Origin of the sequence: Kiloniella laminariae (genome assembly GCF_027214005.1) — a bacterium.
In the GTDB taxonomy this organism is placed as follows: domain Bacteria; phylum Pseudomonadota; class Alphaproteobacteria; order Kiloniellales; family Kiloniellaceae; genus Kiloniella; species Kiloniella laminariae_A.
Window position 1 is genome coordinate 891049 of sequence record NZ_JAPWGY010000001.1, and the last position, 13122, is coordinate 904170.

The window sequence follows — 13122 nt, forward strand, 5'->3', positions numbered from 1 at the left end:
AAAGAGTTTACTTGTTCTTTTGAGTATACTCGCTGGCCACACTTTGCAACTTTTTGAGGATGTCTTCGACCTCTGCTGTAAATTCAGCCGGGGGTTCTGCGTCAGCGTCTGCGTCTGCGTCTACACCTGCTTCCGGCTCTGGTATGGGGACGGGGGCTTTTGTGGATTTTTTGGCAGGTTTTTTAGGCAGCTCTTTTCCGGATAGAGGCTGACTGGCCCCCTCTTTCTCCTGGCCGTCCGGCCGGGTGTCAGGGCTGTGGATTTCTGTACTCATAACCCGATTGATTGCCGCGACAAGTTCATCGCGATCAATCGGTTTGGTGACACAGTCATTCATGCCGCTATCAAAATATTCCTGCCGGTTTTCAATCATTGCATCCGCCGTGACGGCAATAATCGGGATCGACGCCTTTTCACCCTCCAACTGGCGGATCGCAAGCGTCGCTTCTGGCCCGGACATCTCCGGCATGCGGACATCCATCAAGATAAGATCATACTGACCCTTCTTATGGGCCAACATTACCTCGCGTCCGTTGCTTGTGAAGGTGGTTTTATGCCCCAGGGCCGTGATCACCGCCTCGATAATTTTCTGGTTGATCCGGTTGTCCTCGGCAATGAGAATATCGAGAGAACGGTTGGTGTTGTAGTTCGACTGCGGCAGGATCTGATCCAGCTTGGTGATGTTGCCCGTTGCCTCGATCCAGGGCAGGGAGAACCAGAAACAGCTTCCCTGACCAAGCTTGCTGGTTGCGCCGATTTTACCGCCCATCAGTTCAGCCAGACGTTTGCAAATAACCAGCCCCAGACCTGTGCCTTCGAACTTGCGGGAAATAGAGGCGTCAGCCTGACTGAATTCCCTGAAAAGTCGTGGCAGTATATCCGGGTGAATGCCAATCCCGGTATCGGTGACAGAGATTTTGAACTTGTCAGTCCCGGTACCAACAGCCTTTTCAAGGCTGCCCTCAATCGTGATACTGCCTTTCTGGGTGAATTTGTAGGCATTGCCGATGAGATTGATCAGGATCTGGCGGATACGGGTCGGGTCAGCCTTGAGAGCTGTTGGAAAGTCCTCTGAAAGTTTGAGAACGAGCTCAACTTCCTTTTTTTCCTTTTGCTGAGGGGCAAAGAGAGTCAGTACATCGTCTATCAATTCCGGAAGGGAAAAATCTATCGGGGCGATTTGCATCTTGCCGGCATCAATTTTCGACATATCAAGGATATCGTTGAGAATGCGGAGCAGAGCATTTGAGCAGTCCTTGATCCAGCCGACTTTTTCCCGGTTTCCAGGGGCAAGATCCCCAGCCAGCAGCAGGTCGGCAAAGCCGATGACGCCGGTCATGGGGGTTCGGATTTCATGGCTCATGGTCGCCAGAAATTCGGACTTGCTTCTGCTGGCCTGTTCTGCTTCGGCTTTGGCAACCAGTAATGCCTGTTCCGCCAGTTTGCGTTCTGCAATCTCGCGCCGGAGATCCTTGGTTCTCTCGTCAATGGACTGTTCCATCTGTAAAAAATGGCCCGTGCGGAAAAGGGTAAAGAGGCCAATCAGGGAAGAGATGATCAGGCCGGGAATCAGGACATCCCACCCGCTTTTCTCGAGGCGCTGGCTCAAAAAGCTCTGTTGTACGTACGTACAGAGTTCCCAATCACGACCGGGCATCGGGATTTTATAGGTCCAGCTTGCGGTTTTGCTTGTTGAATGATCGAGGTTGATATCCTCAACCGAGACATTGGGAGCGAAGGTACTGAAGAGAAGCTGCTGTCCAGGCTCGGCAGTGCGATCGAACAGCTGAAGATCCAGGCCATAGGTCCGGGCATAGGGAGCCACTGTTTCAAGAATGTCTCCAATACGCAGTACTGCAGTGTGATAGCCAACCAGATTATCTTGCCTGCTTTGCGGCGTATCACGAGGCAGGTTCTGGGGGAAATGGGGGCGGAATACGAGCACAGCAGATTGCGTGCCGGTTTCCTGAATAAGTCTTATTCTTCCTGTCATGGTCTGTTGAGCAGTGTCCCGGGCAAGGTCGAGGGCCTGCTGGGCCACCGGGTTAGACAGAACATTAAACCCCAGTGCCTTGAGGTTTTTTTCCAGAGGCTCGATCATCATCACCGATACATATTCCGGGTTTTTCTCAGCCGGGATCAGGGTGCCATCAGCTGTACGCTGGGTTATGCGGCGTTTCGGGCCGTAGTGTTGTCGATAAAATGCTTCTATGTCAGGGCGTTCTTCGTCGCTGAAACGCTGGTTCCAGGACAGGGCGTGGAGGGCCGGGAATTCTGTTAAGGCCGGAGAAGAAAAATCCCTGAACTGGGCCGGGGTAACATTTTGTAATGCGTGGAAAACCCCTTCCTGGGTTGCAAGCACGCTGAGATGCCCTTTGAGAGTCAGTTCAAGCTTCTTCGAGATGTCCTCTGCCCGGGTATGCAGATCATCAATGACATTTTTTTTGTCGAGGGAGAGTACATAGAGATAGGCGCCAATCGCCACAACGAAAGTCGTGAGCAGTAAAAGAGTAACCGGGAGGCGACGGTTTCCTTTGGCATCCAGTCCCCACACGAGGATCAGGGGGGTGAAAATCAACACGCCGAGGGTATCACCGCTCCACCAGGTGAAGGCTGTAACGAGCCAGGCTTCTGAGGGAATGGTGCCTGTCAGCAGAAGGGTTGATGAACCGACGAGGGCATTGATCAGGCAGCCGAGTGGTCCGGCATAAATGAAAAAAAGAATGATTTTTCCCGGTTCGATAAGGGGATTGGGATAGCCACCGAAACGCCGGACGAGCCAAGCCGAACCCGCGGCCTGGAGAGTGGCTCCCCCCGCAATCACGGCGGCAGCCAGATAAGCTGTCGGAGTTGTCTGGCTCAACATCTCAAATGAATTTACTGAAAGAATATTGGCAAAAAAACTTCCGAGGAAAACAGCGGGGGCGACGCGATAGCCAAACAGGAGAAGCCCAGCGAGAGCAATACCGGAGGGGGGCCAGATTGCTGTGGCAAAGCCCGTGTCAATCGCCCAGGTCAGCCCGGCCCAACCGGTAATGAAATAGGTTGTGGCCACAAGCAGAATGGCAAGGGGAAAGGAAATGTTATTCGGAGAATGGGAGGACGCTGATGGTTGCGGTGAGACACTAACGGTTTCCGCGGAGGAGGATGCATCCTCAATAACTGGATCCTCCCTGGTGGTTCCTGCTTCCCGGGAGGGAGCAAAGACGGGGCGGGAAAGTGACGTATCTATACCGAGATCCATAGGAGAAAAGGCTTACCTGATCTGTTAAGTAAACGGGAGGCGGTGCGGGTTTCTTAAAGCCAAGTATACTGTCGAGTGGTTTGCACAGAGTTAATTTTCACAATTAATAATGAGTGATGATCAAAAGGCTACTGACCCTCCGGAAACTCTCTTAACAGGAATGTCATTGAAAAGGCGATGACAGGGCAAAGTGATACAAAAAGTGGTTCCCTCACCCAGATGACTTGACAGTGTCAGGGTACCTCCATGCAGTTCGATCAGAGCCTTGGCAATCGGAAGCCCCAACCCTGTTCCCCCTGCTTTGCTGATATAGTTGTTTTCGACCCGGCCAAAGGGAGTTAATACCAAAGGAATATCCTCGTCGGCTATACCAATACCAGTGTCGGTGACAGAGATATGAAGATTTCCTTCCGGGCTTTGTCCTGCGGTTACGCAAACCTGCCCCTGTTCAGGTGTAAACTTGATTGCATTGGCAAGGCCATTGACCAATGCCTGTTTCAGGTGGAGTTCGTCTCCCCGGAAAATATGCTGCTGTACATTAAGCTCACATGAAATTGTGATGTTTTTCCGCTGGGCGTTCTTCTCGACCAGCTTTATGCTTTTGGTAATGAGGGTATTGATATTACAGTCGGTTTCTTCGAGTTCAAAGTGCCCGCTTTCTATCCGGGACATATTCAGAACATCTTCAATAACGGCCAGCAAATGCTGTCCGCTTGAAGTGATGTCATCAAGGTATTCCAGATATTTTGGCGAGCCAATTGGACCAAATATCTGCAGGGATAGAGTTTCGGAGAAACCAAGAATGGCATTGAGAGGGGTCCTGAATTCATGGCTCAGGTTTGCCAGAATCTCCGACTTTGATTTGCTGCGTGCCTCTGCTGCTGAAGCAGCCTTGATCAGATCAAGTTTCTCCCAGTTCTGGATTTGGGTGAGCCTCTCGCTTCTCCAGACAACAAAAAGCAGAAGCAGGTAAAGTATCAAGAAGATCGATCCAACAACCGTAATCAGAATAATCACAGATTGTCGGGCATGGGCCATAAAGGCTGTAATATCCTGATAGATTTCAAAGACGCCAAGTAGTTTCCCCTTTTCATCATAGCTTGGAACATAGCTTTCCAGGAGATCCAGATTTTCCACCACACCTTCCAGACTGTTGAAGGTATCCCGGTAGGTCAAAGCGCTGACAACCTCTCCTCCTGTTGCTGCCAGGTACCCAAGGTGCAGACTTTTGTCGTCACCGATCTGGGCTGGATCGGTCGAAAAGACTGTAAGGCCATAGCGGTCATAGATCTTGACCTTGACCACCGGCAGGTTTCTGATCTGTTTGACGACGTCCTGTTGAAGGCGGGCTATATGTTCATGCTGAGGCAGGGAGCTGATCTCCAGCCTGTGGGCTTCTTCAATAAAAGCTGCGTGGTCATCCATGAGTGTATTGGAGAGGGCACGGGCCAGAACGACATTATTCTCCTCAGCCATTTCCTGCAGATCATTGAGGGCATGCTGGCGACTGAACAGGGTAAGAGCAACTGAAGCCGTGATAAGGCAAAGACCGGCAATAATACCAAAACGCAAAGTCTGGCTATATGATATTATCCTCAAAAAATTCTCCCGGAGCATAAGCTCTCTGCAACAGCCTCTTGGGACTGAACAGTTTAAACCGTTGCGAGCCGGCTTTGCTGATCGGTTGTAAGGTTCCTAACTCCCCAGATATTCCCTCTTGATTCTGGTAATAAAACACCTTGTATGTTGTGCCTGAATTATGTGGTCAATCTTGAATTTGTATACATATCGTATGATAGTCGACCTGGAGATAATAAAGGGTTAATGAGGCCATGATCACGCTGTAGACCTGGGCTTTGTACAGATGATCAGTGTTATACGACTCTGTCGAAACAGGCAGTGGGGCGGCTGTTCCGCAATTTTCTTGATGGCATGCTATTTGTCGCTGGGCGGAATCGCCTATGACGTGTAAAAGATCAAAATTACAACATTTTGCAGTCATATTTTACCGCCACTCTTTGGTTGTCAGTCCCAATACCTGCCGATTTTACAGTTCGTAAATCCTGGTAAGGAGCTGAATCCGGGCGGCTGTTTTCTTTTACTTTCGCCGGGGCTGTTTCCATGCCGTTCTTCCGGTGAGACCACTTTCGTGAGCCGGTTCAGGTTCACATCTTGTAGCTACATCCAGATATGACCCTCGAGAGGGCAAAACAGGAAAAATTCGATGCGATATACTCAGGCAGGCAGGTTGTTAAGGCTTTGTGGGCTTTTTCTGATGACCGTTCTGGCACTTTCTGCGGTTACTGGCGGGAACACGCTGTTGACCGTGGCCCAGGCCCAGGTTGAAGCCGCGCCCGCGCCCATACCCGCGCCCATAACGGAGACTGTTGCCGCGGTTGAGAGCAGCGAGACTGAATCATCGCTGATTGATCCTGAGTTTGTCGTACCGGATTATTCCGACAAGGCCCGCAAGCTGGACCGCACCCTGAAGGAACTGGTTGCCCGGCTCAAGGACAAGGAAAGGCGCAAGCAGAAGCTTGAGGGCAGTGATCTCTATGCCGATATGATCCTGCCTGATCAAGACAGTGGCTGGGAAAATAACTATCGCGACGAAATATCTTCGATCGAGTATCCGGATTACCGCGGGAATTGGGAGAGTATGTATCGCCGGTATCTTCGCGATGGCAATTATGAAGCAGCCATGGGGGCGGCCTATCGTACATATGAACTGAGTGGCTATGCGATCGAAACTGCGTCGGGAATTTTTGCCATGGCGCAGGTTGCGATGGCTCAGGGAGATCCGAAACTCGGGCTTAATCTCATTCGAAAAGGGCTTGAGCTTGCGAACAATGAAGGGATGCAGAACTGGTATCAGACCCAGCTTGGACGCTTTGATCTGCGGCTGGTGAATATCGCGGTCGATCTGGAGAAAGCCCGGCCAAGTGCCTGTCTGGTCTTTTCAGCCCTGCTGCCCCGGGATCCCGGGTTTCATGGGGAAGACTATGTGAGCCTGAGCGAAGCAAGCGATGTGGACATATCAGTTGCGGGCGAGCGGATCTGTCTCAATGGGCTGGAATTTGGCAAGAGCTATGACGTAACGATCAAGGCAGGTATGCCCGGTGAAGAGGGGGGCAAGCTCTATCAGGCGACAACCCGGTCTTTCAAAGTCGGAGATATGCGGTCGCGTATTCTGCTGGGCCGGGATAACTATGTTCTGCCAGCCCAGAGCAACAATGTCGTGCCATTGAAGACGGTCAATCAGGATGATGTCCAGCTGAGCCTTTATCGCATTGGCAGCCGCAATCTGGATACCGTCCTGATCCAGGGATTACTGAGCAGCGACCTTAATGCCTATATGGAGCAGGAGATCGAGTATAACAGCGGGATGCTGGTCTGGAAGGGAACAGTAGAGATCGCCAGCCAGCCCAACCGGGAGGTGGTGACCAATATCCCGCTCGATGGCCTGTTCGAAACCAAAAGTGAAGCCCGCAAGCCGGGGATCTATGCCCTGGTGGCAAGTCCGGGTGATCGCGATGAGCAAATGCGCTGGCAGGCCCAGGCCACCCAGTGGCTGGTGGTTTCAGATCTTGGCCTGACCAGTTTTACCGGCGCTGATGGCCTTCATGTCTTTACCCGCTCGCTGGAAAGTGCTGAGGCACTGGAGGATGTGACGCTGGAACTTGTTGCGCGTAACAACGAGATCCTCGGAACGCTCGAGAGTGATGATCAGGGAATGGTTTCCTTTGCGCCTGGACTTCTGCGCGGCAAGGGGGGGAACAGTCCCGCCTATCTGACAGCCCGCAGTGAAAAGGGCGACTACAATTTTATCCAGCTTGATGGTCCGGCACTGGATCTGAGCGAGCGCGGGGTTTCCGGCCGTCAGGCGCCCCAGTCCATGGATGCTTTTCTCTTTACTGAACGCGGCGTTTACCGCCCGGGCGAAACCGTCCGGCTGTCTGCGATTTTGCGCGATGCCGAAGCCAAAGCGGCGGGTAATGTTCCCCTGACCCTGCGGGTTATGCGCCCCGGGGGTGTCGAGCTGTGGAAAAAGACCGTATCAAGTGATGCCCAGGGCGGTCTCGGGCTGGATATTCCAATCTCTGGCGCGGCACGGTCGGGCACCTGGCAAGTGACGGCCCATGTGGGCGAGGACAGCAGTATTCTGGGATCGGTCGGTTTCCAGGTAGAGGACTTTGTTCCGCAACGGATGGCCGTCGAGCTGAGTAACACGGACGTGTTTCTGACGCCCGAAAGTCTGGCCAATTTCTGGATTGAGGGGAAATTCTATTTTGGACCGCCTGCGGCTGACCTGAAAGGGGAGATGGCCTTTTCAATCGAAGCCAACCCGACGCCCTATCCTGCCTTTAAGGACTATCAGTTTGGCGAGGTTCAGGAAAACTATGTGACCCACCAGTTCAATTCCGAAGCGTTTAGAACCAACGCGGAAGGAAAGGCCTATATCAGCCGGAATATGGAAGGAACACCGGAAGTTTCAACCCCGCTTCAGGCTGTGTTTGCCGGCAGTGTTTTTGACAGCGGTGGTCGTCCTGTGACCGGGATCAAGCGTATCCCTATTCGCCCACGGGAAGTTGAAGTGGGTCTCAAGCCCCGATTTGCCGGAAATATCGGTGAAAACGAAGAGGCGGTCTTTGATGTTCTTGCCCTGTCGCGAGAAGGGGAGGTCCTCGGCGGACGCAAGATCGCTTATCAGTGGGTCGAGGAGCTGTATGACTATAACTGGTACTGGCAGAATGGTTCCTGGTATTCCCGCAGTGATTATTATGACAAGTCCTTTGCTGCTGGCGAGGTGACCACCAATGAAACCGGGCTGGCAGAGATCAGCCAGCCGCTGGGTTATGGGCGCTATCGTCTGGATATCCGGGATGCAGATGGAACCTCTACAGCCAGCTATCGCTTTTATGCTGGCTGGTGGTCTGCTTCAAATCAGCCGAATACGCCGGACCAGCTGGAACTGACCCTTTCTGAAAAGGATCTGGAGCCCGGTGAAACAATCAAGGTTTTTGTCCGGGCGCCTTTCGAGGGCAAGGCGCTGATCTCGGTGGTCAACGAACGCCTGCGCCATAGCCAGGTTATCGATCTGGATGCCGAGGGTTCCGAAGTCGAGATTGAAGTCGAAGACGACTGGGGACCTGGTGCTTACGTGATGGTTACGGGCTTCCGGCCTGAAGCCGGGAAGGTTTCGCTTTTGCCGATCCGGGCCATGGGGCTGGAGTGGTTTTCGATCGGACGCAAGGATCACGAACTGGCTGTCGAGATAACCGCACCGGAAGTAACCCTGCCACGCCAGAGCATTGACATTGCGTTGCAGGTTAAAAAACTGTCGGGTGAAAAGCTTTCCGGTCCTGTTCGCGTGGTACTTGCGGCAGTGGATGAAGGTATTTTGGCCCTGACCGGGTATCAGAGCCCGGATCCGGCGGAACACTTCCTTGGGCAACGTTCTCTGGGGCTGGATATCCGCGATATCTATGGTCGCCTGATCCGTAGCGAAGAAGGAGCAGTAGGGGAATTGCGCAGTGGTGGTGATGGCATCGCCCTGCAGAACACCAAGGGCACAAATACCCGTACGGTCAAGACGGTTGCCTTGTTCGAGCGTAATGTCGAGCTTGATAAAAAAGGTCATGGCGTGATCACGCTTGAGCTGCCGGACTTTGCCGGACAGCTGCGGCTGATGGCCGTCACCTATAGCAGCGATGCTGTCGGGGCGGATGCTGCAGATATGATTGTCCGCGATCCGGTGGTTGCCGATCTGCTGTTGCCACGTTTTCTGGCACCGGGAGATGAGGCGCAGACAACCCTGTCGGTCCATAATCTTTCCGGTGGCGATCAGAAACTGATGGTGAGCTTCAGCTATAGCGATGGGGTCGAGCTGTCGAACAGTGGCAAGACCGGTGTGGCGGAGACGGAAAGCCAGAAGCTGGCCTTTGATATTCCACCCTTTATTGTCAAGGATGGCGGGAAACGCGACATTGATCTGCCGCTGCGCGGCAGGAAGGTCGGGGACGCCAAAATCTCGATGCAGGTGAGGGCTGAGAAGGTCGGGGATGCAAAAGCGCCAGCCCTGTCGTTTGATCGGGAATGGGATATTGCGGTTCGTGCGGCCCAGCCTTTTGTAACCGACCGTCTGGTCAGCTATCTGAAACCAGGAGAAAAGTTTACGCTTAATTCGATGGGTGAAGATCAGTATCTGGACGGCACCAGCGAAATGAACATTACGCTGGCAACCCGTCCCGATTTTGATGTGCCGGGTCTGCTGGAAGAGCTGAACCATTATCCCTATGGCTGTACGGAACAGACCGTGAGTGCCAGCTTGCCGTTGCTCTATCTTGCTGATGTGGCGGAGCAGTGGGAACAGGATCTCGACCGGAATGACTTGCGTTTCAAGGTGGACAGCGGGATCGCGCGGGTTCTGGAACGCCAGCGCCCAGATGGCAGCTTTGCCACCTGGCATGGTTTCGGTTCGCCCCAGCCCTGGCTGACGGCCTATACTTTTGATTTCCTGACACGGGCCCGGGAACAGGGGTACGAGGTTCCGACCGCGGCCTATAATCTGACCCGGACCTGGCTGAAGGGATATCTGGAGGATCGTTACTCTCCGGACCCAAGGTCTCATGTGCTGGTAACCCAGGCCTATGGGTACTATGTGCTGGCGCGGACCGGGGATGTTCGAGCCAGTGAGGTGAGATATTTTGCCGAACAGAATGCCGGAAATCTTGAAACCCGTCTGGCAAAGGGCCAGCTGGCAGCGGCTCTTGCCATTACCGGGGAGAAGGAACGGGCGACTGAGCTGTTTGCATCTGCCATGGCTTTCGAACGGCCCTGGAACCAGTGGTATCACGATTATGGTTCGGACCTGCGTGATGGTGCAGCCTTGCTGGCGTTGATGAGCGAAAATCTGGACGATTCCCAGAAAATGCAGGAAATGGGCAATGCGGTGGAGGAGATCTTTACCGAGCGTCGTTACTTCAGCACCCAGGAACAGGCCTGGCTGTTACAGGCGACCCATGCCATGGCCACCGCGTCACAAACCGATATGACGGTCACCCTGAACGGGGAACAGCAGTCTCCTAGACGGGCACCGCTTTATCTGCGTCGGGAAGTCGAGCAGATGGCACAGGCGCTTGATGTGACCAACAGCGGGGAGGGCAGCCTCCGGGTTATCCGCTCGATCAGAGGCGTGCCGACGGCTGATTTGCCCGCGGTTGAAGAAGGCTTCCGGATCAAGCGCCGTTACTACAGCATGGATGGGGAGTATCTTGAGCTGGAGAAGGTTCAGCAGAACGACCTGCTGGTGGTGGAGATCGAAGGCCATGTTCTTGGCGATACCCAGCATGAAGCCCTCGTGGTGGATCTTTTGCCTGCCGGGTTTGAAATCGAGAATTCGGCCCTTGGTAACGGTCGGGATGCCGAGGATCTGGCGTTTCTTGGCGAGCTGAGTTTCACAGAGTTCGTCATGGCCCGCGATGATCGCTATGTCGCGGCGATCAATCTCTGGGGCGACCAGACTTTCAAACTGGCCTATATCGTCCGGGCAGTTACGCCGGGAAGTTTTGTCCAGCCCGGGGTGTTCATCGAGGATATGTATCAGCCTCAATTCCATGCCCGGGGTGAAAAAGCCGGGATCACGGTGACTAAATAAACCAAGTGGAGATGTGACCCAGTAGAGATGTGCAGGTAAGAATGTTGCTTTATTCCCGGTTCCAGTGGATGGAGAAGCTGATCAGGCAAGTGCAGGTTTCTGCAGTGGGCCTGATGGTGCTTGCCCTACTGCTGGGCGGGGGGGCAGCAATCCTTGACCGGATATTCCCGCCGAACCTGGCCCGTTATCACGACCTTGCCCGTGTGGTGGTGGATCGTCATGGAATGCCGTTGCGCTATTACCTGAGCCGGGATGAAAGCTTTCGCCTGCCGGTTCTGAGCACCGGCGTTGATTCCGGCTATCTGGAAATGCTGGTTGCCTATGAGGACAAACGTTTCTATGAGCATCCCGGAGTTGATGTGCTGGCGCTTCTCCGGGCCAGCGGGCAGATTCTGGGATCGGGCCGGGTTGTTTCCGGTGCCTCGACCCTGACGATGCAGGCGGCGCGTTTGCTTGAACCCCGCCCGCGGACTCTTGCCAATAAACTGGTCGAGATGGCCCGGGCACTGCAGCTTGAGCGACACTACAGCAAGGAAGAAATCCTTTCGCTCTATCTGACACTGGCCCCCTTTGGTGGCAATGTTGAAGGGGTGGAAGCAGGGGCGCAGGTTCTATTGGGACGTCCCCCGCGGAATCTGACCCCGACGGAAGCCGCCCTGCTGGTTGCCTTGCCGCAATCCCCCACCCGCTTGCGGCCGGATCGGCATCCCCTTGCGGCCCGGGCAGCAAGGGACAAGGTGCTGACCCGTGTTGCGGAACCTCTAGAAATAGAGGCGGGACATCTGACGCGCCTGCTGGCGGAAGATCTGCCCCGGGGGCGGTCTGAACAGCCTTTTATCGCGCCGCTTCTGGCCGAGCGGATGCAACGGGGCCATCCGGACAAAAAACTGATCAAGACCACGCTTGATGGTGCTTTGCAACAGGGGCTTGAACAGCTGGTCAGGCGGAGCGCAAGCGATCTGGGGCCGGCGGTGAGTATCTCGGTATTGGTGGTGGAGAATGCAAGCCGGGAAGTCCGGGCCTATATCGGGTCCGCCGACTTTCGGGCCGAGGAAAGCCAGGGGCAGGTGGATATGGTCAGCGCAGTGCGTTCACCGGGTTCAACCCTCAAGCCCCTGATTTACGGACTGGCCTTTGAACGCGGACTTGCCCATCCTGCCAGCCGTGTAAATGATGCGCCGCGCCCCTTTGGTGCCTATATGCCAAAGAACTTTCAGGATCGCTATTACGGTGAGGTTGATCTGACCGAAGCCCTGAGAAAATCGCTCAATGTTCCGGCGGTCCTGTTGTTGGAACGCCTTGGACCGGTCAATTTTGTAGAACGGTTGCGTCGTAACAAAATTTCTATGGATTTCCCCGATGACAGTCAGCCTGCCTTGCCTGTTGCGCTTGGCGGTGTGGGGATGCAACTGGAAGATCTGGTGCGGCTTTATGCGGCAATGGCGGATGACGGCGTGGTGCGCCCGCTGGTTTTTGGTCCGGAAGATCTACAAGGTAATAAAGAAACACAGGAGGATAGTCCTCTGTTGAAGCCCGGGGTCCGGGCACAGATCCGCCAGATCCTGCTGGGCGTTGACCGTCCGGTTTTTGCGGCATCGGGCAAGGCGAAGAACGTCGCGTATAAAACAGGAACATCTTATGGTTTCCGTGATGCCTGGGCGCTGGGGTTTAACGACACCTATAGTGTGGGTGTGTGGATCGGTCGCCCTGATGGAACACCAAATCCGGGGCATTACGGATACAAGACAGCTGCGCCACTGATGTTCGAGGTTTTTGACGCGCTGCCGGAAAATCCGGGAGGGAAACCGAGAGCCAAGCTAGTGACTGTTTCCCTGGAAGATCCGGATCTGCCGCCGGGACTGCAGTATATCGACAGACCCCTGGCCGAACGGGGAGAGCGTAGTCGCCCGGGACCGCGTATACTCTTCCCTCTTTCGGGGGCGGAGATCCCCCTGGATCTTGTCGAGAGAGGGATTCCTCTTCAGGCGGAAGGCGGCAGCAGACCCTATCGCTGGATCATCAATGGTCGGCCTTATCAGACCGAGCAGGTCCAGGGGTTTTCAACTGCGCCGCGATTGATGCCGGATGGGCTGGGCTTTACCGAGATCACACTGGTTGATGCCCTGGGGCGGAAAAGCACAAGCCAGGTCCGGTTTGTCAAGGAAGCAGCCAGCGTGCTGAAGCGTTCCGCGCCGACGTTGTAATTCTGCACAGGGTAAAA

At 54.3% G+C, this 13122-nt stretch carries 5 protein-coding genes; 2 read left to right on the plus strand and 3 right to left on the minus strand.

The genetic code is table 11. The features are described 5' to 3' along the window. Nucleotides 1–7: 7 nt before the first annotated feature. The 3 genes from O4H49_RS04145 to O4H49_RS04155 all read right to left on the minus strand — a co-directional run bounded on the left by O4H49_RS04145 (nucleotide 8) and on the right by O4H49_RS04155 (nucleotide 5367). Nucleotides 8–3244: a CHASE domain-containing protein gene (locus O4H49_RS04145; protein WP_269422155.1), complete on the minus strand. Its 3237-nt coding sequence runs from the start codon at nucleotides 3242–3244 to the stop codon at nucleotides 8–10. Between the two features lie 120 nt (nucleotides 3245–3364). After that, a complete protein-coding gene (locus tag O4H49_RS04150; protein ID WP_269422156.1) occupies nucleotides 3365–4843 on the minus strand; it encodes a sensor histidine kinase in 1479 nt (492 codons plus the stop codon). 383 nt (nucleotides 4844–5226) lie between these two features. After that, nucleotides 5227–5367, minus strand: a complete 141-nt coding sequence (locus tag O4H49_RS04155) for a hypothetical protein (RefSeq protein ID WP_269422157.1) — start codon at nucleotides 5365–5367, stop codon at nucleotides 5227–5229. A 101-nt stretch (nucleotides 5368–5468) separates the two neighbouring features. On the opposite strand from O4H49_RS04155, the gene O4H49_RS04160 reads away from it, so the two are divergent. Beyond that, nucleotides 5469–10901 (plus strand): alpha-2-macroglobulin, encoded by a 5433-nt coding sequence (locus tag O4H49_RS04160; protein ID WP_269422158.1) that lies wholly within the window; start codon nucleotides 5469–5471, stop codon nucleotides 10899–10901. Nucleotides 10902–10942: 41 nt separating this feature from the next. Beyond that, complete coding sequence (pbpC, locus tag O4H49_RS04165; protein WP_269422159.1) at nucleotides 10943–13105, plus strand: penicillin-binding protein 1C; 2163 nt, start codon at nucleotides 10943–10945, stop codon at nucleotides 13103–13105. The last annotated feature ends 17 nt before the right edge of the window (nucleotides 13106–13122 follow it).